Origin of the sequence: Brevibacterium atlanticum (assembly GCF_011617245.1) — a bacterium.
GTDB lineage: Bacteria > Actinomycetota > Actinomycetes > Actinomycetales > Brevibacteriaceae > Brevibacterium > Brevibacterium atlanticum.
Genome location: NZ_CP050152.1, coordinates 2,809,121 through 2,832,634 on the forward strand (window position 1 = coordinate 2,809,121; position 23,514 = coordinate 2,832,634).

20 protein-coding genes and 2 tRNA genes are annotated in these 23,514 nt (G+C 67.1%); 11 read left to right on the forward strand and 11 right to left on the reverse strand.

The annotated features are described in order from the left end of the window. Window positions 1-103 precede the first annotated feature (103 nt). The 6 genes from GUY23_RS12555 (at window position 104) to GUY23_RS12580 (ending at window position 7,050) form a co-directional block, all read left to right on the forward strand. Entirely contained in the window at window positions 104-1,201 is a 1,098-nt protein-coding gene (locus tag GUY23_RS12555) for an ABC transporter substrate-binding protein (protein ID WP_166972800.1), read from the forward strand. A 1-nt stretch (window position 1,202) separates the two neighbouring features. After that, window positions 1,203-2,759, forward strand: a complete 1,557-nt coding sequence (locus GUY23_RS12560; RefSeq protein ID WP_208085343.1) for a sugar ABC transporter ATP-binding protein — start codon at window positions 1,203-1,205, stop codon at window positions 2,757-2,759. Beyond that, entirely contained in the window at window positions 2,756-3,724 is a 969-nt protein-coding gene (locus GUY23_RS12565; RefSeq protein ID WP_166972802.1) for an ABC transporter permease, read from the forward strand. The genes GUY23_RS12560 and GUY23_RS12565 overlap by 4 nt, the downstream gene beginning before the upstream one ends. Continuing rightward, complete coding sequence (locus GUY23_RS12570; protein WP_166972804.1) at window positions 3,721-4,791, forward strand: ABC transporter permease; 1,071 nt, start codon at window positions 3,721-3,723, stop codon at window positions 4,789-4,791. The genes GUY23_RS12565 and GUY23_RS12570 overlap by 4 nt, the downstream gene beginning before the upstream one ends. Window positions 4,792-5,047: 256 nt before the next feature. After that, window positions 5,048-6,745, forward strand: a complete 1,698-nt coding sequence (locus GUY23_RS12575) for a sodium:solute symporter family protein (RefSeq protein ID WP_166972806.1) — start codon at window positions 5,048-5,050, stop codon at window positions 6,743-6,745. Between the two features lie 17 nt (window positions 6,746-6,762). Next, entirely contained in the window at window positions 6,763-7,050 is a 288-nt protein-coding gene (locus GUY23_RS12580; RefSeq protein WP_166972808.1) for a hypothetical protein, read from the forward strand. Between the two features lie 64 nt (window positions 7,051-7,114). Here GUY23_RS12580 and GUY23_RS12585 read toward each other — a convergent pair whose 3' ends face one another. The 3 genes from GUY23_RS12585 to galT all read right to left on the reverse strand — a co-directional run bounded on the left by GUY23_RS12585 (window position 7,115) and on the right by galT (window position 10,506). Then, entirely contained in the window at window positions 7,115-7,957 is an 843-nt protein-coding gene (locus GUY23_RS12585) for an alpha/beta fold hydrolase (protein ID WP_228282287.1), read from the reverse strand. 90 nt (window positions 7,958-8,047) lie between these two features. Then, the gene (galK, locus tag GUY23_RS12590) at window positions 8,048-9,322 is read right to left on the reverse strand and encodes a galactokinase (protein ID WP_166972810.1); all 1,275 of its coding nucleotides are present in this window, start codon (window positions 9,320-9,322) and stop codon (window positions 8,048-8,050) included. After that, on the reverse strand, window positions 9,319-10,506 hold the full coding sequence (gene galT, locus GUY23_RS12595) for a galactose-1-phosphate uridylyltransferase (protein ID WP_166972812.1): 1,188 nt from the start codon (window positions 10,504-10,506) through the stop codon (window positions 9,319-9,321). The genes galK and galT overlap by 4 nt, the downstream gene beginning before the upstream one ends. Window positions 10,507-10,639: 133 nt before the next feature. Between galT and GUY23_RS12600 the strand changes: the two genes are divergently transcribed. After that, a complete protein-coding gene (locus tag GUY23_RS12600; RefSeq protein ID WP_166972814.1) occupies window positions 10,640-11,635 on the forward strand; it encodes an aldose 1-epimerase family protein in 996 nt (331 codons plus the stop codon). Between the two features lie 137 nt (window positions 11,636-11,772). Further along, window positions 11,773-12,492: a DUF4282 domain-containing protein gene (locus GUY23_RS12605; protein WP_166972819.1), complete on the forward strand. Its 720-nt coding sequence runs from the start codon at window positions 11,773-11,775 to the stop codon at window positions 12,490-12,492. 67 nt (window positions 12,493-12,559) lie between these two features. On the opposite strand, the gene GUY23_RS12610 is transcribed toward GUY23_RS12605, so the two are convergent. From GUY23_RS12610 to GUY23_RS12630, 5 genes are all read right to left on the reverse strand, one after another. Further along, a tRNA-Glu gene (locus GUY23_RS12610) sits at window positions 12,560-12,632 on the reverse strand. A 39-nt stretch (window positions 12,633-12,671) separates the two neighbouring features. Continuing rightward, window positions 12,672-12,743, reverse strand: a tRNA-Gln gene (locus GUY23_RS12615). A 166-nt stretch (window positions 12,744-12,909) separates the two neighbouring features. After that, window positions 12,910-14,196: an alpha/beta fold hydrolase gene (locus tag GUY23_RS12620; protein ID WP_166972820.1), complete on the reverse strand. Its 1,287-nt coding sequence runs from the start codon at window positions 14,194-14,196 to the stop codon at window positions 12,910-12,912. A gap of 16 nt (window positions 14,197-14,212) precedes the next feature. After that, window positions 14,213-15,679, reverse strand: a complete 1,467-nt coding sequence (gltX, locus tag GUY23_RS12625) for a glutamate--tRNA ligase (protein ID WP_166972822.1) — start codon at window positions 15,677-15,679, stop codon at window positions 14,213-14,215. A 47-nt stretch (window positions 15,680-15,726) separates the two neighbouring features. Further along, window positions 15,727-16,533: a fumarylacetoacetate hydrolase family protein gene (locus tag GUY23_RS12630; RefSeq protein ID WP_166972824.1), complete on the reverse strand. Its 807-nt coding sequence runs from the start codon at window positions 16,531-16,533 to the stop codon at window positions 15,727-15,729. Window positions 16,534-16,628: 95 nt separating this feature from the next. Between GUY23_RS12630 and GUY23_RS12635 the strand changes: the two genes are divergently transcribed. The 3 genes from GUY23_RS12635 (at window position 16,629) to GUY23_RS12645 (ending at window position 21,603) form a co-directional block, all read left to right on the forward strand. Then, entirely contained in the window at window positions 16,629-19,463 is a 2,835-nt protein-coding gene (locus tag GUY23_RS12635; RefSeq protein WP_166972826.1) for an ATP-dependent RNA helicase, read from the forward strand. 61 nt (window positions 19,464-19,524) lie between these two features. Next, the gene (locus GUY23_RS12640; RefSeq protein ID WP_407647360.1) at window positions 19,525-20,478 is read left to right on the forward strand and encodes a 3-methyladenine DNA glycosylase; all 954 of its coding nucleotides are present in this window, start codon (window positions 19,525-19,527) and stop codon (window positions 20,476-20,478) included. A gap of 69 nt (window positions 20,479-20,547) precedes the next feature. Continuing rightward, window positions 20,548-21,603 (forward strand): zinc-binding dehydrogenase, encoded by a 1,056-nt coding sequence (locus GUY23_RS12645; protein WP_166972828.1) that lies wholly within the window; start codon window positions 20,548-20,550, stop codon window positions 21,601-21,603. Window positions 21,604-21,615: 12 nt separating this feature from the next. Here the strand turns inward: GUY23_RS12645 and GUY23_RS12650 are convergent, their stop codons facing one another. The 3 genes from GUY23_RS12650 to thyX all read right to left on the reverse strand — a co-directional run bounded on the left by GUY23_RS12650 (window position 21,616) and on the right by thyX (window position 23,512). After that, window positions 21,616-22,050, reverse strand: coding sequence for an HIT family protein (locus GUY23_RS12650; RefSeq protein ID WP_166972830.1), 435 nt, complete (start codon window positions 22,048-22,050; stop codon window positions 21,616-21,618). Between the two features lie 7 nt (window positions 22,051-22,057). Next, complete coding sequence (locus tag GUY23_RS12655; protein WP_166972832.1) at window positions 22,058-22,636, reverse strand: maltokinase N-terminal cap-like domain-containing protein; 579 nt, start codon at window positions 22,634-22,636, stop codon at window positions 22,058-22,060. A gap of 90 nt (window positions 22,637-22,726) precedes the next feature. Then, window positions 22,727-23,512 (reverse strand): FAD-dependent thymidylate synthase, encoded by a 786-nt coding sequence (gene thyX / locus GUY23_RS12660; protein ID WP_166972834.1) that lies wholly within the window; start codon window positions 23,510-23,512, stop codon window positions 22,727-22,729. Window positions 23,513-23,514 lie beyond the last annotated feature (2 nt).

A 23,514-nucleotide genomic window follows, 5' to 3' on the forward strand; every position in this document is an offset into this window, starting at 1 on the left:
GCCGCGCATATCACTACACCTCTACTTCTTGATTGTTTTATTGTGATTCTGATAACTTTTGATCAGTCACGGCAACGAAGCCGTACCGACCGAAGAGGCACAGATGAAAATCAGAGAATCGCATTCACTCTTCCGCTCCACCGCCATTCGGGTGTGTGCCGTCGCCGCCGCCGGCGGGCTTCTGCTGTCAGGCTGCACGAACGAGGGCGGCGACTCCGAGGCTGAGAGCAGCAGCGGCGGTGGCGAAGCGGCCCAGGCGGCCGACAGCGCCGGCTCCTCGGGACCGACCTGCACCATGGACGACTACGGAGTCGACAAGGTCGACATCAAGGGCGCGAAGGTCGGCTTCTCGCAGTCCGAACCGGACTCCGCGAGCTTCCGGGCCGCCGAGACGAAGTCGCTCAAGGATGCTGCGAAAGAGGCCGGAGCTGACCTCGTCGTCACCAACGCCAACAATGAGCTGCCGAAGCAGATCAGCGACATCGAGAACCTGCTCAGCCAGGACGTCGACATGCTCGTCATCGCCCCGGTCAACTCCGACGGACTCGACTCGGCGCTCAATGCGGCCAAGAAGAAGAAGGTCCCCGTCGTCACCATCGACAGGAAGGTGACGAACAAGTCCTGCGACGACTACCTCACGTTCATCGGCTCCGACTTCGTCAAACAGGGCGAGCGCGCCGCCGATGCCTTGGCGAAGGCCACCGACTCCACGGCGAAGGTCGCGGTGCTGCTCGGCCCCTCGGGCAACAACGTCACCGACGGTCGGCAGAAGGGCTTCAAGGACAAAGTCGAGTCCGACTACCCCGATATCGAGATCGTCGCCGAACAGACCGCGAACGCCTCACGGTCGGAGGGCCAGGAGGTCACGGCACAGCTGCTGCAGTCCAATCCCGAGATCGATGCGGTCTATGCGTTCAACGACGAAGAGGGCCTCGGTGCCATGGCCGCGATCCAGGAGGCCGGCAAGGAACCGGGCAAGGACGTCAAGATCGTCTCGATCGACGGCACGAAGAACGCCGTGGACGCGATCGTCGACGGCAAGTACAACGCTGTGATCGAGTCGAATCCGCGGTTCGGACCGCTCGTCTTCGACACGCTGGACAAGTTCTACTCGGGCGAGAAGATCCCGGAAGACATCATCATCAAAGACGGCGAATACACCCCGGACAACGCCGAAGAGCAGGCCGGTCAGGCGTTCTGACGTGACCGAACGCTCTGCTCCGACGTCGGCGCAGCCGCCCGCAGGGGCTGCGCCGGCGCTGGCCGCCCGCGGCCTGAACAAGTCCTTCTCCGGCGTCCATGTCCTCCATGACGTCGACTTCACCCTGCGACCGGGTACGATCCACACCATCGTGGGCGAGAACGGTGCCGGGAAGTCGACCCTCATCAAATCCCTCACGGGCGTCTACCAGGCCGAGTCCGGAACCATCGAACTCGCCGGTACCCACATCAGTTTCGACCACCCCTCACAGGCGCAGGACGCCGGCATCTCGACCGTCTATCAGGAGGTCAACCTCGTCCCCCTGCTCTCGGTGGCCCGCAACATCTTCCTCGGCCGCGAGCCGCGGACCCGGCTCGGCCTCATCGACGCCCACACCCTCAATCGCCGGGCCGCCGAGGTGGTCTCCGACCTCGGCATCGACGTCGACGTGACCACGGAGCTCGGCGCACTCGGCCTCGGAGTGCAGCAGATGATCGCCCTGGCCCGGGCCGTGACCACCGAAGCGCGGGTCATCATCATGGACGAACCGACGTCCTCGCTCGAACGCCGGGAGGTCGAGGTCCTCTTCGGAGTCGCCCGACGCCTGCGCGATCAGGGAGCGGGCATCGCCTTCGTCTCCCACCGCCTCGACGAGCTGTGGGAGCTCTGCGACGAGGTGACGATCCTGCGCGACGGTCGGGTCGTCCACACCGGCCCGATGGACGGCATCGACCGACGCGGACTGATCTCGGCGATGCTCGGTCGCGACATCGCCGAACACGGAGTCACCTCGTTCACCGAATCGGACGAGCAGGCTGGGTCCGCCGAGGTCGTCCTCGAAGCCTCGGATCTCAGTGCCCCGGGACGCCTCCAGTCCGTCGACGTGAGGGTGCGCGCCGGTGAGATCGTCGGCCTGGCCGGTCTCCTCGGCTCCGGGCGCAGCGAAACGGTCAAGGCGATCTACGGCGGCCTCGAGACGAGCTCGGGGCAGATCGCGGTCAGGGGCCGGCGGGTGCGCCGCGGCTCCGTCCCCGCAGCGCTGAGCGCCGGGATCGCGCTCCTGTCCGAGGACCGGAAGGCCGAAGGCATCGTGCCCGAACTCAGCGTCCGCGACAATATCGTCCTCGGCGTCCTCTCCCGAGTCTCACGACTCGGTGTGCTCTCGGACCGCGCGATCGACACGCTCGTCGATCACTGGATCTCACGGTTGGGAATCAAGGTCTCCTCCCCCAGGCAGCTCGTCTCCGAACTCTCCGGCGGCAACCAGCAGAAGGTGCTCATCGCCCGCTGGCTGTGCACCGAACCCGCGGTCTTCCTCCTCGACGAGCCCACCCGCGGCATCGACGTCGGTGCCAAACAGGAGGTGCAGGCCCTCATCGACGAACTCGCCGAGAAGGGCATGGCCGTCGTCCTCATCTCCTCGGAGACCGAGGAGCTCGTGGCCGGTGCCGACGCGGTCCTCGTCCTCCGCGACGGTTCCGTGGCCGAGGTGCTCACCGGGGATGATGTCGACAACTCCCGTGTCCTCTCCGCTCTCGTCGACGGAGGTCAGCGATGAAGGCCATGCCCGCGGCCGCCTCGGCGACTTCTTCGCGTTCGCGATCGGCACGATCGTGGATCGCGGACTACGGCGTCTACGTCGCCCTGGCCCTGCTCGTCATCGTCAACACGATCATCACCCCGCACTTCCTCACCGTCGCCAATCTGCGCCTCCAGCTCATCCAGACCGCACCGGTGCTCATCGTCGCCCTCGGCATGGCGATGGTCATCGGCACGAAGGGCATCGACCTGTCCGTGGGCAGCGTGATGGCGCTCTCGGCCGCGATCATGCCCCTCTACATCGGCTACGGGACTCTTCCGGCGATCCTCATCGGGATCGTCGCCGGCGGCCTGTCGGGTCTGATGATCGGCGTGCTCGTCTCCTATTTCGGGATCCAACCCATCGTCGCGACACTGGCCGTGCTCATCGGCGGCAGGGGGTTGGCCAATGTCATCGGCGGTGAGATCAAGAACCTCTCCGACCCCGGACTGAGCACGCTGGGATCCGGTTCGCTCCTCGGCGTCCCCTATTCGGTGCTCAGCGCGCTCATCTTCGTCCTCCTCGTCGCGTTCCTCATGCGCCGGACCACCGTCGGCGTGATGATCGAGGCGATCGGCGGGAACAGGAAAGCGGCCGAGCTCGCCGGCATCCGCATCAAGACGGTCCTGGTCAGCGTCTATGTGCTCTCCGGACTGCTCGCGGCCTTCGCCGGGGTCCTCGTCGCCGCCCGCTCGCAGGCGAGCGATCCGCGGACGCTCGGTCTGCTCATGGAGCTCTCGGCGATCGCCGCGGTCGTCATCGGCGGAACCTCCTTGGCCGGCGGCAAGGTCAAGGTGCTCGGCACCGTCGGCGGTGCGCTGCTCATGCAGCTCATCGTGTCCACCCTGGTCTCCCACAACATCCCCGATTCCGTGTCACAGATGGTTCAGGCGGTCGTCATCGTCGTCGCTGTGGCCCTTCAGGTCGGAAGGAGAAAGACATGAGCGACGCTTCCCCGACCGCAGTGGTCGCCACCGGCAGCGGCACTCGGACTCGGGCCGAGAAGCTGGCGCGACTGACTCAGCGCAACGGGGCCCTGGTGATCCTGCTCGGACTCGTCATCGTCTCGGCGCTGGCCTACCCGTCGTTCGCGTCGGTGGGCAATCTCAGCCAGATCGCCCTCCAGGCGGCGTTCCTCGCTCCCCTGGCCCTCGGTCTCACCTTCGTCATCTTCACCGGCGGCATCGACCTGTCCGTCGGATCGGTCTTCGCCCTCGGCGGCGTCCTCGCCGCATGGGCATCCCAGTACGGATTCCTCGCGGCCCTGTTCGTGCCGCTCCTCGTCTGCACGCTCATCGGACTCATCCAGGGCGCGATCGTCGCGTTCACCGCCATCCCCTCGTTCATCGTCACCCTCGCCGGGCTCCTCTTCGCCCGCGGCCTGCTGCTGGCGCTGACCGCTGAGGGATCGCAGACCTACAAGGTGCCCGCCGAGGCGGCTTTCCTCCAGCTCAGCCGCGGTTCGTTCCTCGGTCTCGGCTTCCCCGTGTGGATCGTCCTCATCCTCTTCGCCCTCGGCGTCATCGTCCTCCATCGCACCTCGTACGGGTCGACGCTGCTGGCCATCGGCGGGCAGCCCGATGCGGCCAGGCTGATGGGACTGCCGGTGCTGCGCTCGACTCTCATCGTCTTCTCCGTCTCCGGCACGATGGCCGGGCTCGCTGGTGCGCTCACGGCCTCGTACACGGCCTCGGGCGTGACGACCCTCGGCGTCGGTCTCGAGCTCACGGCCATCGCCGCGGTCGTCCTCGGCGGCACTCTGCTCACCGGCGGTGCGGGCACGGTCGTCGGGTCGCTCGTCGGAGTGGTGCTGCTGCAGGTGGTCGCGAACCTCATCAACAGGATGGGGCTGACGAACTCGAACTGGCAGGCGGTCGTCAACGGCGCCGTGCTCCTCATCGTCGCCGTGGCCCAGGTGCTGCTCTCCCGCGTCCAAGCCAAAGAGCGGGCACGCCGCCGAGGCGGCGAGACGGAGGAGGCCACGGTGGAGGCTCCGGGACCGCCCGGCTGACGTGTTCTCCCCGCCCGACCGAGACACGCGCGGAACCCTGCCCGGAGTCCCTCCACAGAGGGCCCGTCACCATGCGTTTTCGCGGGTGAGCCGGTGTGCGAGACCCCCTGAGGACGAAACGATCAAAACTGTTCAGGTTCGATCACTAGCGATCAGGCCCACAATCCTCTAAAGTGTCCACTCGGGGTGTCACACACCACACACGGCCTTGAGCTGACGCACATTGCACGCATGCACTGACGCATATGGAGGAACCTTGGAAGACATCCGCCTGGACGCTCAGTGGATCGACTATCTGCTGATAGCGATCTACTTCATCTTCGTCCTGGGAATCGGCTGGTTCGCCAAACGCGGCATCTCCTCGAGCATCGAGTTCCTCCTCTCGGGTCGGAGCCTTCCCGCCTGGGTCACGGCTCTCGCGTTCGTCTCGGCCAACCTCGGCGCCGTTGAGATCATGGGAATGTCCGCCACGGGCGCGCAGTACGGCATGCCGACGATGCACTACTTCTGGATCGGTGCGGTCCCCGCGATGCTGTTCCTCGGCGTGGTGATGATGCCCTTCTACTACGGTTCGAAGGTCAGATCCGTCCCCGAGTTCATGCGCAGGCGCTTCGGCACCGGCGCCCACCTGGTCAACGCCCTGTCGTTCGCGATCGCGCAGATCCTCATCGCCGGCGTCAACCTGTTCCTGCTCGGCACGATCGTCAATCGTCTGCTCGGCTGGCCGCTGTGGATCGCCCTCGTCGTCGCCGCAGTGATCGTGCTCTCCTACATCACGCTCGGCGGGCTCACCGCAGCGATCTACAACGAGGTGCTCCAGTTCTTCGTCATCGTCGCAGCGCTCCTGCCGCTGACGATCATCGGGCTCAATCGCGTCGGCGGTTGGGAGGGCCTCAAGGAGCGAGTGACCAACGACGGCATGCTCGGCGCAGAACAGCTGAGCAGCTGGCCCGGCGAACAGCTCTCCGGCTTCTCCAATCCGGTGCTCTCGGTCGTCGGCATCGTCTTCGGACTCGGCTTCGTGCTCTCCTTCGGCTACTGGACGACGAACTTCGTCGAGGTCCAGAGGGCCATGGCGTCGAAGTCGATCAACGCCGCTCGGCTGACGCCCATCCTCGGCTCCTTCCCGAAGATGCTCATCCCCTTCATCGTCATCATCCCCGGCATGATCTCCGCGGTCCTCGTGACGCAGATGACGCAGTTCAAGCAGATCTCGTCCTCCGCCGGCGAGGCGGCCGCGCAGGCTCAGACGGGTGTCACGTACAACGACGCACTCCTGCTGCTCATGCGCGAGGTCCTGCCGAACGGCCTGCTGGGCATCGCGATCGCAGGTCTGCTCGCTGCGTTCATGGCGGGAATGGCCGCGAACATCTCCGCATTCAACACGGTCTTCAGCTACGACCTGTGGCAGCAGTACGTGGTCAAGGACCGCGAGGACGGCTACTACCTCAAGGTCGGCCGCTACGCCACGATCGGTGCCTGCGTCGTCGCGATCTTCACCGCGCTGATCGCCGGCAACTTCTCCAACCTCATGGACTATCTGCAGACGCTGTTCGGCTTCTTCAATGCCCCGCTGTTCGCCACGTTCATTCTCGGTATGTTCTGGAAGCGGATGTCCGCGACCGCCGGTTGGGTCGGCCTGGTCGGCGGAACGCTCTCGGCCGTGGCCGTGTTCGTCCTCGCCGAGACCGGAGTGCTCGATCTGCCAGGTCAGGGTGCGGCATTCCTCGCCGCGAGCACCGCGTTCGTCGTCGACATCATCCTCTCCGTCATCGTCACCTTCTACACGACGCCGAAGCCGGCCGATGAGCTGCGCGGGCTCGTCTATTCGGAGACTCCGAAGACCGACTTCGAGGATCTGGGCGAACCGAAGCCTCCGGTCTGGAAGCGTCCGGTGCCCATTGCGGGAGCCGCCTTGGTCCTCGTCATCATCCTCAACGTGACCTTCGGGTGAAGGAGCCAGTGAACACCATGAGCAAAGCACATGAACTGACGAAGACCGCAGGCGCCTTCGACATCCGCAACTTCATCGGCGTCCTGCTGGGCATCTTCGGCATCATCCTCACGATCGCCGGAATGGTCAGCTTCACCCCCGACGAGGCGGAGCGCACCGGAGGCATCGACGCGAACCTGTGGACCGGTATCGGACTCCTCATCGCCGCGGTCCTCTTCCTCGCCTGGGCGAAGGTCCGCCCGATCCGCATCATCGAGGACACCGACGATGTCACCGGCACCGAGGCGGGGCCGAAGGCCGACTGACCGTTCAGAACCCCCGTCGGCTGCCGCACTCGTACGCCGGCGGGGGTTCTGCGCGCCGAGGCGCTCAGAGCCCTGCCATCGCCTCCACCACCTCGGCGATGTCACCGGCGGGAATCGCCGTCGCCGCCTCGTCGAGGATGAGCAGGCGGGAGTTCGGGATCTCGCGGGCGAGCGCTTCGGCGTTGCCCATGGGAAAGAACGGATCCTGCCTCCCGTGGACGACGAGCGTGGGCAGCCTGAGTTCGGGCAGGCGTTCGCGCCAGCGCGGTCGGCAGTCGAGCCGGGAGAAGACCATGCCGAGCTGATCGGCCATGTGTGCGCCGGGATCGGATGACTGCGTCCGCTCCCAGATCCGTGCAGCGACCCTGCGAGCGTCGTCGGGATCGTTCCCGAGCAGCCGAGCACCCTCGGCGGCATGGTCGGCGACCGCCTGTGAGTCCGTCCACTCCGGCATCGGTCGGGAGAAGAGACGGCCCATCACGGCGGCGTCATGATCGGGCAGATCCTCATCGACCGGCCCGGGGGCTACGGGACGGGACCCGATGAGGGTGAGAGCAGAGAAGGCGTCGGGATGATCGAGGGCGGCAACCTGGGCGACCATGCCGCCGATGCCGATGCCTGCCAGGTGAGCAGGCGTGATGCTCAGGCAGGCAGCCAGGGACGCGGCATCAGCAGCGAGATCGCGCAGCGTGTAGTCGGGGGCCTCGGGATTCCCGCGGGTCGACGCCCCGGAACCGCGCAGATCGCAGCGGACGACGAATCGTCCGCGGTCGGCGAGCGATTCGCACAGGGCATCCGGCCAGGACAGCATTGTCGGAGCGCCGAGGCAGAGGACCGGCGGAGCCGTCTCGGTCCCGAAGCGCTCGACGCCGAGCACGACTCCATTGACCTCGCACGTGTCCATCATGGCCTCCTCATCGAGTTCGGTTCAGAATCAGAACCTCGATTTCAATGATGAACCTATGAGGGTGGTGGGTCAATGGCCGGCGGTGGGCTCTCAGTCGAGGCGTCCGGCACCGGGGCCGGCGCTGACGGCGAAGATGTCCGGGGCACGATATCCGCGCGCCGCGAAGTCATCGATCACGGCCGCACTGACCCGATCGACGGCGTCCTCGTCGATGAGCGCGATCGCCGAGCCGCCGAAGCCGCCGCCGATCATCCGCGCCCCGATGGCACCGGCGCCCATGGCGGCAGCGACAGCGCCATCGAGTTCGACGCATGAGACCTCATAGTCCTCGGACAGGGAGGTGTGGGAGGCGAGAAGGAGGTCGCCGATGCCGCGGATCCCGCCGCCGGCAGTGGATTCCCGACCGGTCGTTCGGGCCTGGCCGGCACCTTCGAGCCTCTCGATGGAGGCCAGCACCCGGGCATTCTCGCTGAACACGTGTCGCACCCGCTTCTGCTGTTCGTCGGTCAGGCCGCTCAGATCGGTTGAGTCGTCGATCTCGCGCAGGCTGTCGACGCCGAAGATCGCCGCGACGTCCTCGCAGGTCTTCCTCCGCACCCCGTAGCCGCTCTCGCTGTGGGAATGGGAGACGCGGGTGTCGATGACGAGCAGCTTCAGCCCCTCGGCGTCGAGGTCGAAGGGGATCTGCCGAGTGCTGAGGTCGCGGCAGTCGAGGAAGAGCGCGTGCCCGCCCTCGGTCATGATGGAGGCGGCCTGGTCGACGATGCCCGTGGGCGCTCCGACGAAGTCGTTCTCCGCACGCTGGGTGAGCAGCGCCTTCTCAGTATCGCTCAGGCCGAGCCCGTAGACCTCGTCGAGGGCGATGAGCACCGCCACCTCGAGCGCGTGGGAGGACGAGAGTCCGGCACCGACCGGCACCGTCGATTCGATGTAGAGGTCGAGGCCGCCGACGATCGTGCCGGTCGTCTTCCTGATCTCGTCGACCACGCCGGCGGGATGGCTGAGCCAGCCGCGCAGCACCCCGGGAGCGAGCTCCTCGGCCGTGAATTGGCCGGACAGTCGCAGCCCGGAATCGTCGCGATGATCGGAGATGATCCGGATGCTCTCGCCGCGCAGCGGCGGCTGTGCCGTTCCGCGGACGGGTTCGCCCGCCTCGGCGCTGTGGTTTTCGGGTCTCCGTCCGATCGCGATATGGACGGCACGGTCGATGGCGATGGGCAGGACGAACCCGTTGTTGTAATCGGTGTGCTCACCGATGATGTTGACTCGGCCGGGGGCGCGGAAGCAGCCGAGCGGCTCGTAGCCGAAGAGCGTGGTGAACTCGGCTGCGAGACTCGCGGCATTGGGGGCAGAGGGCTGGTTCATCGGTCGCCGCCTTCACTGATGGTCGTCGCTGCAGCACGCCCCGTCGCCACACTCACCGCGCGCAGCCGGGCCGCGGTCTCCTCGGCGGAGACATCGCCGACGAAGGCACCCATGGCCGCTTCGGAGCCGGCGAGGAACTTCAGTTTGTTCTCCGCACGTCGCGGGCTCGTGATCTCGAGGTGCAGCCATTCGGCAGACGCGTCCGGGCTGTTGACCGGAGCCTGGTGCCAGGCAGCGATGTAGGGGGTGGGTGTCGGGTAGAGACCGTCGATGCGCTGCAGGATCTCGGGGTAGACCCGGGCGAGATCGTCGCGTTCGGCCTCGTCGAGTTCGGCGAGGCTCGGCACCTGGCGATGAGGGACGATGTGGACCTCGATCGGCCAGCGCGCGGCGAAGGGGACGAAGGCGGAGAAGTGCTCGGACCGGACGATCATCCGCTCCCCGGCATTCTGTTCGAAGTCGAGGACGTCGCCCATGAGCACCCGTCCGGTCTCAGCGTGATACCGCTGAGCGCGGGCGCTGGTGATGGTGGTGTGCGGGGTGACATACGGGTAAGCATAGATCTGCCCGTGCGGGTGGTTCATCGTCACCCCGATCTCCTCTCCCCGGTTCTCGAAGACGAAGACCTGTTCGATGCCGGGAAGCGCCGACAGCTCGGCGGTGCGATGCGCCCAGGCGTCGATGACGGTGCGGGCCCGGGTCTGCCCGAGGCCGGCGAAGGACCCTTCGTGCTCGGAGGAGAACACGACGACCTCGCAGCGACCGTGGGCCGGGGCCGTCAGCGCGGACGAATCGAATCCTGCCTCACCGTCAGCCGCCTCGGCGAGATTCTCCGCCGAGATCGGCGCGGCGGGAACATCACCGAGTCCGGGCCCGAGCGAGGGGAACCGGTTTTCGAAGACGACGACGTCGAAGTCGGCGGCCGGGATCTCGGTGTGGCGGCCGGGTGTGGACGGGCACAGCGGGCAGTCGGCGGCTGCGGGCAGGTGCGTGCGCGACTGGCGGTGGGTGGCCACGGCGACCCATTCCCCGGTGAGCACGTCGAAGCGGAGAGTGCCGCTGTCGGGCCGGGCCTCGCTGGGGCGAGGATCGTCGTCGATCGCCGGTGCCGGGGAATCGGGGTCCTGGAAGAACAGCACGTCACGGCCGTCGGCCAGACTCGAACGGTGATGTGACGATGCCATCAGACCTCCCAAAACTGATCATTTTCGATCATAATGCTAACATCCGAGGCACTCGGAGCGGGCGTTGCGCGTAGAATATCTGCATCTGCGCTTCTCACCCCGACCCGCTTGCCGCCGCCGATCACGGAGACTCATGACCACCTGCATCGAACTCGCCCGTGACGAGTCCTCGGCGGTCATCTCCCCCATCGGCGCGAGTCTGTTGAGCTTCACCGTGGGCGATCGCCCGGTCGTGGTGGCGATGGAGGCCTTCGACGGGGCCGTGCTCGCGCCCTGGCCCAATCGGATCGACGGCGGTCGCTTCGACTTCGACGGCACCGGTCATCGGCTGCCGATCACCGAGCCCGAACGCGACACTGCTCTGCACGGGCTCGTCGCCGACGTCGCATGGACTGTGGCCGAGCGCACCGAATCCGCGGTGCGCCTCGAATACGCCTTGGCTCAGTCGGAGGGGTATCCGTTCCCGTTCTCCCTGTCCGTCTCCTATGACCTCGCCGAGGCGGGGCTGCGGATCAGCGCGAGTGCTGTGAATACCGGGTCGGTTCGAGCACCGTTCGGATTCGGATTCCACCCGTGGCTCTCCCCTGGTGGCGGTGCGGATGCGGCGGCGGTTGACGGCGCACAGCTGCTCATTCCCGCCACCACCTGGTACGAGACCGACGACCGGCTCATTCCCACAGGGGTGCGCCCGTTCGATGACGGCACGGCGGTCCCTGCCGATCACGTCGCCGATGAGGCCGCGTGCCTCGTATGCAAGGACTTCCGGGCTCTGCGCTCGATTCGCGGTGCGGTGCTCGACGATGCCTTCGGCGCTCCACGGCGCGGACCCGACGGATGGTCACGGGCCCGGCTCAAGCGTGTCGACGACCGTGAGAGCGTCATCGGTATGGGACCAGAGTTCCGCACCTGGCAGGTGTGCACCGGGGACGGTCTCGACCCGGAACTGGCACGGCGAGCGATCGCGATCGAGCCGATGACATGCCCGCCGAACGCCTTCGCCGCGGGTGAGCCCGGGGAGGACTTCGACGTCGTCGGCCCCGGTGAGGAGCTCAGCGTGGCCTGGAGCATTTCGCTGGAGGCGAGCGGCGAACCCGCTGATGTGGATGCCGACACCGATGGAGCTGTCTGAGCCGTCGCTCTGAGTGCGCCGCCAACATGACAACGAACCTTCCTCGGCCGGTGGCACCCTGATAGGTTGCGAATACAGGCAGTTTTCCAGCCGCTGCATTCCGCCCGGACTGCAGTCCATTCGCGAGAGGGGCGACCATGTCGACACCGCAGAACCCGAACGACCCGATCTCAGACCAGCCGGACCAGCCCGAGTCGAATCCCGGCGAGCAGCCCGACGCATCCCAGCAGGGAAACAGCGACTACGGGCAGACCGGCCAGACCGCCCAGTACGACTACTCGCAACCGGGCCAGAACGCCCAGAACGGGTACCAGCAGGGAACCTACGATCCCAACGCCTACCAGCAGCCCCCGCAGCAGGGCAGCCAGCAGGGAGCCTACGCTCAGCCCGATGCGTATCAGCAAGGCGCTTACCAGCAGGGATACAGTCAGGCCGACGGCTACCAACAGGCTTATGCTCAGCCGGGAGCCTACGGTCAGCCCGGATACGCTCAGACCCCGCAGTCCGGAACCGGTGAGAAGGGCTTCTTCAAGTCACTCTTCGACTTCCGCTTCGACAGCTTCATCGCGGTCAAATGGGCCGGTTTCATCTACATCATCGCAATGATCGTCGCGGCGCTGTCGTACATCGGCACGATCGTCGCCGGTATCAGCGCCGGCGTGGCGGCAGGATCGACCATGGCGTACTACAGCGGCGGACCGAGCTTCAATATCCTGCCGCTGATCCTCGCGATCGTCTTCGGCTGGATCATCCCGGCCCTCTGGGTCATCGGAGTCCGCCTGGTCCTCGAGCTCATCGTGTCGAACATCAAGACCGCCGAGAACACGAAGAGGATCGCCGACTCCGTCTCCCGCTGAGTCGGCTCCACAGCCACCCGTGAATTAGAGCGAGCCCCGCACCGAAGAACGATGCGGGGCTCAGCCGTACCCCCGAGCAGATTCGAACTGCCGTTACCGCCTTGAGAGGGCGGCGTCCTAGGCCACTAGACGACGGGGGCTAGAACAACTCACCTGGAATAACCTCCGGATGATGTCCGCTGGGCTACCAGGACTTGAACCTAGACTAAATGAACCAGAATCACTCGTGCTGCCAATTACACCATAGCCCAATGCTTTTCACGGTCATCCCCGAGGAGATTTCCCTGAGCAACGAGATATAACTCTACACAAGCAGACCGCTTCCGGACAAATCACAGAGGTCCCTTTTCAGTGTGACCTTCTTAACAGAATCGCACCTGCCCGTCGCCCGGTTCCAATCCCACCGGCGTGGACCGCTCACCCGCGGGCGAGGCCGATGAGCCGGTCGAGGACCCGATATCCGTCGGCGCGCAGACCGTTGTGTTCGTACTCGTTCGTCACCCACGGCGTCACCCCGGACAGGTGCTCGGCCGTGGCCAGGGAATACTCCACAGGCACGTACGCGTCCTCGAAATACACCGCCGCCGCTCCGCGAACCTCGGCGGCCTGCAGGGCACCGACGTCGTAGAGGCTCGGCCACGAACGCCCGGCGACGAGGTCGGCCACCTCGGCGAAGGGGGTGAGCTCCGGATCCTCGTGCAGGGATTCGGGTCCGGCATGTTCACCGGCCAGCAGGGTCGGGTCCTCACGGACGGCATCGGGCATCGCCCGCCTTGCCGCCCAATTCGTCACGGTGCCGTCGGCCCAGCAGGACTCGTGGATGACCGCGTAGAGCGGGTTGCGTCCGGAGAACGGCAGCGACGCCGCCAGGTCGTGCCGGAACGCCGCCGAGGCGGGGTCGAGGTCGAGCAGATAGTGCAGCTTCTCGGGTCCGTCGGAGGCACCGAGGAAGTGCCCGAGGAGGCGGATCCGCCCCCCCGTCGCCCGCGCCCCACCGGGCAGGGGGATGCCGTCTCCCGCGGAGGCGAGTTCGACCAGCCGCCGCATCTTCTCCCGGTCGCCGGGGAAGGCACGGTAGAACTGTTCGGACTTGCGGATCATGCCCTCCCAGGTCCGTCCGTAGACGTCGACCGGGTCGAGTCCGATGGCGGGCAGCCCACCGGTGAAGTACACCTCGCGCAGCGACGTGGCATGCGCGGACACATACCGCAGCGTGGTGAACCCGCCGAAGGACTGGCCGAGCAGGGACCAGGAATCCGCGCCGAGGTGGCCTCGCAGGATCTCCGCATCCTCAACGATCGAATCGGCGCGGAAGAACGACAGCGCCTCGGCGATTGCGGCGGGATCCTCACCGACGGCCTCGAGCCCGGTGATCCGGCCGTCCACGGAACCGATCGGATTCGATCGGCCCGTGCCGCGCTGGTCGAGCATGACGACCCGGAACTCCTCCAAGGCGCGCGCCAGCCAGGATCCGGAGCTCACCGGTGTCACCGGGCGTGGAGCCTCGACCCCGGGCCCGCCCTGGAGGAATACGAGGAAGGGCTTGTGGCTGTCCGCCTCGGCGGCGATGATCCGCGCGAAGACGGTGAGCGTCTGCGGCAGACTCACCCCAGGGTCCGCCCTCCCGAAATGATCGAAGGGCACATCGACGGTGACATCGGTGAGGTGCAGTCCCCCACGCGTCCAGGTCGTCTGCTCGCTCATGCTCAATGCCCCGGGTTCACAGGTGTGCGGCGAGGGCCTTGAGACGGGTCAGCGAGGAGTCCTTGCCGAGGATCTCCATCGACTCGAACAGCGGCGGGGAGACCTTGCGACCGGACACGGCCACGCGCAGCGGACCATAGGCCAGGCGCGGTTTGATCTCCATCTCGGTCACCAACTTCGCCGAGAGCACCTCTTCGAGCTTCTCCGTCGTCCAGTCGTCGAGCCCTTCGAGGACCTCGATGGAGGCGGCGAGCACTTCGGGGGCCGAGTCTTTGAGCGTCTTCAGCCCGTCTTCGGCCATGACGAGGTCGGCGTCAGGGGTGAAGAGGAACGCGAGCAGGTCCGGGGCCTCTCCGAGCAGCTTCATGCGCGTCTGCACGAGCGGGGCCGCAGCGTCGAGGATTGCCAGCTGAGCGTCCGACGGGGACTCGGGCAGCACCTCGGCGGCCTGGAGGTAGGGCACCAGGCGGTCGCGGAAGTCATCCGGTTCGAGGAGGCGGATGTGGTCGGCGTTGATGGCGGTGGCCTTCTTGACGTCGAAGCGGGCCGGGTTGGGCAGGACGTCGTGGATGTCGAAGGCCTCGGTGAACTCCTTGACGCTGAAGACGTCGCGGTCGGGTCCGATGGACCAGCCGAGCAGGGCGAGGTAGTTGATGAGCCCCTCGGGGATGAACCCGTTCTCGCGGTGGAGGAAGAGGTTCGATTCGGGATCGCGCTTCGACAGCTTCTTGTTGCCCTCGCCCATGACGTAGGGCAGGTGGCCGAATTCGGGGGTCGCCTCGGCGATGCCGATGGCCTTGAGGTGTTCGTACAGTGCGATCTGGCGCGGGGTCGAGGACAGGATGTCCTCGCCGCGGAGCACGTGGGTGATGCCCATCAGCGCGTCGTCGACGGGGTTGACCAGGGTGTACAGCGGCTGCCCATTGGCACGGACGACGACGAAGTCGGGGACGGTGCCGGCCCTGAAGGTGATCTCTCCGCGGACGAGGTCGGTGAAGGTGATGTCCTCGTCGGGCATGCGCACGCGCCACACGGGTTCGCGGCCTTCGGCGCGGAAGGCGGCCTTCTGCTCGTCGGTGAGGTCGCGGTCGAAGCCGTCGTAGCCGAGCTTCGGGTCGCGTCCGGCGGCCTTGTGCCGGGCTTCGACCTCCTCGTTCGTCGAGTAGGACTCGTAGATGTGGCCGCCGGCCTTGAGCTTCTCGATGACGTCGGCGTAGATCTCGCTGCGCTGGGACTGGCGGTAGGGGCCGTTGGGTCCGCCGACCTCGATGCCTTCGTCCCAGTCCAGGCCCAGCCACTTGAGTGCTTCGACGACCTGGCCGAAGCTCTCCTCGGAGTCGCGGGCGGCGTCGGTGTCCTCGATGCGGAAGACGAACTTCCCGCCGGTGTGCTTGGCGTAGGCCCAGTTGAACAGGGCGGTGCGGACCATGCCGACGTGCGGGGTGCCGGTGGGTGATGGGCAGAAACGAACTGTGACGCTCACGATTGTCCTTCTTGTGGTGTGGTGTGTGAGTCGGTGGTGGGGTGTTCTTACGCGTCCATGACCGGGTTGGACAGGACGCCGAGTCCCTCGATGGCGATGTCGACGCGGTTGCCGGACACGATCTGGCCGACTCCGGCGGGGGTTCCGGTGAGGATGACGTCTCCGGGCAGCAGCGTGATCGTCTCCGACAGGTGCTCGATGAGGGTCGGGATGTCGAAGATGAAGTCGGCGGTGGTGCCGTCCTGCTTGAGATCCCCGTCGACCCAGGAGCGGATGCCCAGATCGTCGACGTCGAGTTCGGTTTCGATCCAGGGTCCCAGCGGGCACGAGGTGTCGAAGCCCTTCGCCCGCGACCACTGCTTGTCGGATTTCTGGATGTCGCGGAGGGTGACGTCGTTGCCCGCGGTGTAGCCGAGCACGTGGTCGAAGGCGTTCTCGGCCTTCACACCCTTGGCGACCCGGCCGATGATGACGGCTAGTTCGGCCTCATAGCTCACGTATTCGCTGATCGCGGGCAGGCGGATGGGGTCGCCGGGGCCGATGACAGCGGTGTTCGGCTTGAAGAAGGTCAGCGGAGACACCGGCACCTCGTTGCCGAGTTCGGCGGCATGGTCGGCGAAGTTGCGGCCGACGCCGATGACCTTCGAGCGCGGAAGGATGGGGCTGACCAGACGCACATCGTCGAACTTCAGCCTCTCCCCCGTCGATTGGGCCGGGGAGAAGAAGGGGTCGGAGTCGAGGACCGCGAGTTCGAGTCCTGAGGTGTCCCAGCTGCCGTCGGCGATCGGCGGCACCTCACCTTCGACCACTCCGTATTTGGGTTCGTCCTGATGCACAAATCTGGCGATACGCATGTGCCCCAGTCTAGTCAGTGACGGCCCGCTTCCGCGCGCGGGTTCTCGCGGAGTCCGCTGCGCGGCCCGGGCGGCGGGGCTGAGAGACTGGTGCCATGCCGCATTCGCCCACTCCGCACACCTTCGACCTGGCCCGCATCGGCGCTTCGCTGCCGGCGGCTGCGCTCATCGATGAGCTCACCATCGCCGAGGTGGGCCCCTCCCCGAAGCTCGTCGTCGAGGCTCCTCCCGGCACCGGTAAGACCACCCTCGTTCCGCCGCTGATCGCCGAGGTCCTCGCCGGGTCCTCGTCCGGATCGGCTGGCGAGCGGGTCGAACCGGGGCGGATCATCGTCACCCAGCCGCGGCGGATGGCCGCCCGCGCCGCGGCCAGGCGACTGGCGTCGCTGAGCGGGACCCGCCTCGGCGAGGTGGTGGGTTTCACGGTCCGCGGTGAGTCGCGGACCTCGGCTGCCACGGTCATCGAGTTCGTCACCACGGGTGTGCTCATGGCTCGGCTGCTGCGGGATCCGGAGCTGACCGGGGTGTCGGGGGTGATCCTCGACGAGGTGCATGAGCGGCAGCTGGACACGGATCTCACGTTCGCGATGTGTCGGGAGCTCATCGCACTCCGGTCCGATCTGTCGCTGGTCGTGATGTCGGCGACGCTCGATGCCGGGATGTGGGCGCACCGGCTCGGGGCCGGGCCGCAGTCCCCCGCGCGGGTGCTGTCGGTGGCTGCCGATGCCCATCCCTTAGAGATCCGGTGGGCGCCGGCGAAACAGCGACCACTCGATGCCAGGGGTGTCACCTGGGATTTCCTCGATCATCTGGCGGAGACGACGGTGCGGGCGCTGCATGAGAACAGCGCCGGGGATGTGCTCGTCTTCTCACCGGGTGCCCGTGAGGTCGACGAGGTGGCCGCTCGCGTGCGGCAACGTGTGGAGTCAGCCGCCTCGGCAAGGCCCGATGCCGGTGGTGGAGCCTCCTCGGCGGTCGAGGTGCACACGCTGACCGGGCGGACACCGTCGCGGGAGCAGGATGCGATACTCCGGCCGGGCGATCCGGGTGCGGTGCGGCGGGTGATCGTGACGACCTCGGTGGCCGAGTCGGCACTGACGGTGCCGGGCGTGCGCATCGTCGTCGATTCCGGGCTTTCGCGCGGTCCGCGTCTCGACACTCGCCGGCGCATGTCGGGGCTGGTGACGATGCGGGAGTCGAAGGCGTCGGGCACGCAGCGCTCCGGGCGCGCGGCCAGGCAGGGTCCCGGCGTGGCTTATCGGTGTCTATCGGAAGCCGATTGGGCGAGCCTGCCCGAGCACACTGTGCCCGAGGTCGCGACCTCGGACCTCACCGCCGCGGTGCTGGCCCTGGCCGTGTGGGGTGGGGGTGAAACCCTGCTGCCCGAGCCTCTGCCGGCGGGTCCGAAGCGGCAGGCGATCGAGAACCTTATGGCGCTGGGTGCGGTCGAAGCGCCGGAACGGGCCGATGGAGCCACCAGCGGTGGCGAGCGCGACGAGGGCACCGACGCTGCCGAGCTCCCGATTTCCGATCTTCATGTGACCGAGACCGGGCGGGCGCTCGCGACGATTCCCGCCTCGGTGTGGTCGGCGCGGGGTCTCCTCGACGGGGCGTCGCTGCTCTCTCCGGAAGTCGCGGCCGAAGCCATCGCGGTCATCGAGTCCGATCAGCGGGCTCCCGGCGCCGATCTCACGGCACTGCTGCGGCAGCTGCGCCGCGGCAAGGACGCCCGCTTCGCCCAGGACCGAAAGCGCTTCGCCGGGCTGGCGCGCGAGTTCGCGTCGAACAACTCCGCGACGGGCACGGCTGCGCCGGCGGAAGGTGCCGGCTCAGCGATCAGTTCCGCTCCGCCCAACGTCACTTCGCCGAGCGGCACACTCACCGCCGACGACCTCGGACTCGTCACCGCGCTGTCCTTCCAGCTCCAGATCGCACGCCTGCGCAGCTCCTCGGATTCCGAATATCTGCTGGCCTCGGGCACCGCGGCCACCCTGCCCAGCGATTCCTCCCTGCAGGGCAGTCCGTGGTTGGCCATCGCCGAGGTGGGACTGGCCGGCCAGCGCGCAATCATCCGCGCCGCCGTCCCCATCGATGAGGACACCGCCGAGCTCGCCGGCGCCGGGCTGCTGGCCACGGAGGAGACCGCGACCTTCGACGACGGCAAGGTCCGCGCCGTCCGGCGGGAACGCCTCGGCGGGATCGAACTCTCGGCCACCCCGATTCGGGCGAGCGCAGAACTGGCGCGTCGAGCCATCGCCGAATCGGTGGGCGACCGCGGCGCCCGTGAGGTACTGCGGCCCTCAGAGGCCTTCGAATCGCTGCGTGCACGACTGGGTCTGCTGCGAAGTGTCTACGGTGAACCGTGGCCGGAGGTGAGTTGGCACCACCTGTCGCAGACGCTGCCCGACTGGTGTCCCGAGGCTCTCGACCGGATCGCGAAGGGCACCGATCCCAGCCGGGTCGACCTCGTCTCCGCGCTGCGCACACTTCTGCCGTGGCCCGAGGCGGCCCGCCTCGACGAACTCGCGCCGACTCACATCGAGGTGCCCACTGGGTCACGCATCCGCCTCGACTATGCCGATCCCGATGGGTTCAGCGCCGAGGGAGACAGCACTGGAGCCGACAGCACCGGGGCCGACAGGACCGGGACTGACGACGCGGCCAAGAGTCCCATCCTCGCGGTCAAGCTTCAGGAGTGCTTCGGGTGGACCGATGTTCCCCGCATCTGCGAGGGCCGGGTACCGGTGACGATGCACCTCCTCTCCCCTGCCGGGCGACCCCTGGCGGTGACGAGCGACCTCGCATCGTTCTGGACGAATGCGTATGCCCACGTCAGGGCCGAGAACCGGGGACGGTACCCGAAGCACCCGTGGCCGGAGGACCCGCTGGCCGCAGCGGCGCAGAGGGGCACGAAACGTTCGGGACGCTGAACCCCTCTGCCCCGTGCCCGGCGGACATGCATGCCCACCCACCGTCTGGGACAATGGATCGGTGACCTCTGCACCGTCCGCGACCCCCATCGCAACCGAGCGTGCCGACCGTGGGTCGGGCCACCTCGGCGATGGTGTCGTGCCTGCCGCTGTGTGGCGACCGCTGCGTGATGCGCACGAGGCCGCGATCGGCGAGCGCACGGACGCCCACATTGCACGGCGGATGCGGCAGGAGAGCCATCCGGTCGAGGATTTCCTCTTCACCTACTACCCGTTCAAGGTCGGGCAGCTGAAGAAGTGGCATCCCGGACCGAGTGTGCGCATCGAACTGCCCACCGAGGCCGACCGCCGGTACTTCGACCGGCGCTGGTATCGCATCGACGATGACCGGAAGGTCGCCGAGGTGGACCTCGATTCCTGGGGTGCCGACCGTGGGGACGGGGCGAAGTTCATCGCCTCCCTGCTCGCCTCGACGCTGCATCGGGAAGCGAACTTCGGCTGCTTCGGCATCCACGAATGGGCGATGGTCTACCGTCTCACCGAGGAGGAGCGCCGGCATCAGCAGGTGCCGCTGCGTCTCAGCCCGGCCGAGACCGATGCCGTGGTCGAAGGCCACCGAATCCAGTGCTCGCACCATGACGCGTTCCGGTTCTTCACCGCGCCGGCCAGGCCGCTGAACACCCTGCAGCCGAGCCGTGAGGGCATGGTCGCCAACGAACAGCCCGGGTGCCTGCATGCGGGGATGGACCTGTACAAGTGGGCGATGAAGATCTCGCCGATCGCGGACTCGGATCTCGTCGTCGACTGCTTCGACCTGGCACTCGACATCCGCACCCTCGACATGGAGGCCTCCCCGTATGACCTGCGCGGATGGGGCTATGATGTCGTCGCCATCGAGACCTCAGCGGGCAAGGCCGAGTACATGGCACGGCAGAAGGAGTTCTCCGCTCGGGCACAGGAGCTGCGTCAGCGCCTGCTCGAAGCGCTGGCCGCAGCCGGGGTACATCCGCGCTGATGCGCAATCGCCGCTCCACAGAGCGGACACGACCGGTCCCGGCCGATCGCACCGCTTACGATCGGGCGTATGCGCGCCATCGTCTTCGATCAGTTCTCCACTCGACCCCAGCTGCGTGACATCGACGCTCCCGCTGCTCCTGATGCGGGGGTGATCATCGACGTCGAGGCGACCGGGGTGTGCCGCAGCGATCACCACGCGTGGGCCGGCCACGACTCGACGATCACCCTGCCCCACGTTCCCGGGCATGAGCTCGTCGGTCGGGTCGCCTCGGCGGGGTCGGGAGCCACGGAATTCCACGTCGGCCAGCGGGTGACGGTGCCCTTCGTCTGTGGGTGCGGGACGTGCCGGTGGTGCCTTGACGGCAACGCGCAGGTGTGCCCGAAGCAGACGCAGCCGGGGTTCACCCACAACGGATCGTGGGCGGATCAGGTCGTCATCCACAATGCCGACGCCAACCTCGTGGCCGTGCCCGAGGACCTGCCGGCGGCCGCGGTCGTCGGGCTCGGGTGCCGGTTCGCCACGGCCTTCCACGGGCTGCGCGTGCGTGCTCGGCTGGGTGCCGGTGAGACGGTGGCCGTGTTCGGCTGCGGCGGGGTGGGGCTGTCGACGATCATGATCGCCCGTGCCCTCGGCGCCGAGGTCGTCGCCGTCGACGTCAACGATGCGGCCCTGGCCTCTGCCCGCGAGCTCGGTGCCGCCCACACCGTCAATGCCCGTGATCTCAGTCCGGAGGATCTGAGCGCCGAGGTGGTCGCACAGTTCGCGTCGACCGATCCCGATGGGGTGGCCGTGACCGTCGACGCGTTGGGTCGGGCGGATACGATCCGAGCTGCGATCGGGGCGTTGGCTCCCCTGGGTCGGCATGTGCAGATCGGTCTGCTGCCGGATGAACCGGTCGTCGATGTCCCGCGGGTGATTGCGCTCGAACTCAGTGTGCTCGGCTCGCATGGGATGGCCGCCGCCGAGTATCCCGAGCTCGTCGACCTCGTCGTCCAGGACAGGCTGCGGCCGCAGGATCTCGTTACCACCGTCATCGGTCTCGACGAGGCACCGGAGGCGATGGAGGCGATGAACACCCCGGCTCGTACATCCGGGATGACGATCATCGACCTTGCCCGGTGAGCATGTCCCGCCTCATCCGTCGCTCAGCGACTCCCGCATGCTCGCGGCGAGCCCCCCGATGAGCTCCTGATCTCCGCGGACGCCGGGTTGGAACGGCAGGCGCAGGCGGTCCCGGTCCTTGTCGCGGTAGCGCGGGATGACGTGCATGTGGAAGTGGAACACGGACTGCCACGCATCGACCCCGCAGCAGTTGAGGAGGTTGACCCCGTCGGCGCCCCACGCGTCGAAGGCGTGTGTGGCGATACGCTGGGACTCGACTGCCACGGCGGCCAGATCGTCGGCAGGGATATCGCGCAGATCCGTGCTGTGCCGCTTGGGCACGACGAGCAGATGCCCGTCCGATCCCGGCTGGATGTCCATGAAGGCGAACGTCGACTCGGTCTCGGCGATCGGTGCGCTCGGTGCCTGACCTGCGACGATCTGACAGAAGATGCAGTTCTCGGCCATCGTGCGTTCACACCATGATCGCGAGGACCACGTTCGTGTCCTGCCCGTCCCAGCGTCCCAGCAGGAGACCGGCGTCGGACTTCTCGGCCGGGGATTCGGGCGAGAGCCGGTAGAGCATCTCGACGTCCCCGGCGCCCGGCAGGGGTCCCGTTCCGAAGGCGTGGGCCACCTCGGTGATCTCATTCTGGCGGTTGCCCGCGTCGTCGACGCGGTACTGCTTCGCGGCGGTCGACGCGGTGGCGATGGTGTGGTCGAGGCGCTGGCGGAAGAGGGGGTCGCCCATGCCCGCGTACACCCAGCGTTTGCCGAGGATCGAGTGCTCCATGTTCGCGACGAACGCATCGTCTGCGCCCTCGAGCGGGGCCGCGCGATAGGTCAGCGGAACCTGCAGCAGCTGATCGCCGCTGGCCACGATGTGCACCTCGATGCCCACCTCACCGGCGGGATCGTCGAACCGGTAGGCGGTGACCTTCTTCAGCGGGTTCGCGTCGAGGTCGAGCTCGGCGGCCCAGTCCTGCCGGGTCACCCACTCGGTGATGACCTCGAGCTTGCCGGGGTTGAGCTGCGCTGCATAGATGTCGGCCATGGGAGTTCCTCCTGATCTCTGCCCGACGTCGTCGTCGGGTGCTGCTGGTGGGGTGGAGCGGGTCCTGACTGGAGCCTTGCGGGTCCGGTCTCAGGCCTTGCGCGTGCCGGGGATCCATTCCCCGTCGACGATCTCGTAGTCTGCGAAGATCGCGGGAGCCTCTTCCTTCATGACCTCACCGATCTTGTTGAAGACGAGGCGGATCTCCTCCTCGGCGCCCTTGGCCGTGCGCATCTCGATGACGTGGCGCAGCGAACGCAGGTTCGCGGTGTAGACGATGCCGGTGGCCAGTCCTTCGGGGGCGAAGCGGCGCATGAACGAGGTCATATGCTTCTTGTGCGAGAACTTCGTGCCGTCCTCGTCGAGTTCGAAGTGCTCGGCCATCCACTTCTGGTGCTCCTCGAGGGTGTCGAGGACCGCGAGCGAGCGTTCCATGAGTTCGGGGTCCTCGCGCGCCCATTCGGGGAACCAGAACGGGATGTCGGCGAGGCGGACGTAGCGCAGCGATTCCTGAGAGAATGCCGAGCCCGCGCGGTGGCGGATGAGCTCGTGGGTGAGCACGCGGGAGACGTTGTGGAGGACGAAGGTGAAGTTCGCGTGCTCGAGGACCGAGCCGTGCTGGGACTTGACCACATTGCCCAGGTACTGCGCGGAATCGGTGCGCACGCGGGACACATTCGGGTTGAGTCCGGGCTCCCACGAGCGGTAGCACATGCGTCCGGAGAACTCGAGGAGATCCTCGGCGTCGGGCGACTCGGCATCTTCGACACGATCGGCCCAGGAGGTTCCGCCCACCTCGTCGAGGTAAGTCCTCATCGCTTCCCAATCGATGCTGGGCTTGGCGAGCAGTTCAACGGACGGTTCGACCTGGCGCATGG

Coding starts and splice junctions, on each gene's coding strand:
- GUY23_RS12555 (WP_166972800.1), top strand. CDS start 104: ATGAAAATCAGAGAATCGCATTCACTCTTCCGCTCCACCGCCATTCGG.
- GUY23_RS12565 (WP_166972802.1), top strand. CDS start 2,756: ATGAAGGCCATGCCCGCGGCCGCCTCGGCGACTTCTTCGCGTTCGCGA.
- GUY23_RS12570 (WP_166972804.1), top strand. CDS start 3,721: ATGAGCGACGCTTCCCCGACCGCAGTGGTCGCCACCGGCAGCGGCACT.
- GUY23_RS12580 (WP_166972808.1), top strand. CDS start 6,763: ATGAGCAAAGCACATGAACTGACGAAGACCGCAGGCGCCTTCGACATC.
- GUY23_RS12585 (WP_228282287.1), bottom strand. CDS start 7,957: ATGATGGACACGTGCGAGGTCAATGGAGTCGTGCTCGGCGTCGAGCGC.
- galK (WP_166972810.1), bottom strand. CDS start 9,322: ATGAACCAGCCCTCTGCCCCCAATGCCGCGAGTCTCGCAGCCGAGTTC.
- galT (WP_166972812.1), bottom strand. CDS start 10,506: ATGGCATCGTCACATCACCGTTCGAGTCTGGCCGACGGCCGTGACGTG.
- GUY23_RS12600 (WP_166972814.1), top strand. CDS start 10,640: ATGACCACCTGCATCGAACTCGCCCGTGACGAGTCCTCGGCGGTCATC.
- GUY23_RS12605 (WP_166972819.1), top strand. CDS start 11,773: ATGTCGACACCGCAGAACCCGAACGACCCGATCTCAGACCAGCCGGAC.
- GUY23_RS12620 (WP_166972820.1), bottom strand. CDS start 14,196: ATGAGCGAGCAGACGACCTGGACGCGTGGGGGACTGCACCTCACCGAT.
- GUY23_RS12630 (WP_166972824.1), bottom strand. CDS start 16,533: ATGCGTATCGCCAGATTTGTGCATCAGGACGAACCCAAATACGGAGTG.
- GUY23_RS12635 (WP_166972826.1), top strand. CDS start 16,629: ATGCCGCATTCGCCCACTCCGCACACCTTCGACCTGGCCCGCATCGGC.
- GUY23_RS12645 (WP_166972828.1), top strand. CDS start 20,548: ATGCGCGCCATCGTCTTCGATCAGTTCTCCACTCGACCCCAGCTGCGT.
- GUY23_RS12650 (WP_166972830.1), bottom strand. CDS start 22,050: ATGGCCGAGAACTGCATCTTCTGTCAGATCGTCGCAGGTCAGGCACCG.
- GUY23_RS12655 (WP_166972832.1), bottom strand. CDS start 22,636: ATGGCCGACATCTATGCAGCGCAGCTCAACCCCGGCAAGCTCGAGGTC.
- thyX (WP_166972834.1), bottom strand. CDS start 23,512: ATGCGCCAGGTCGAACCGTCCGTTGAACTGCTCGCCAAGCCCAGCATC.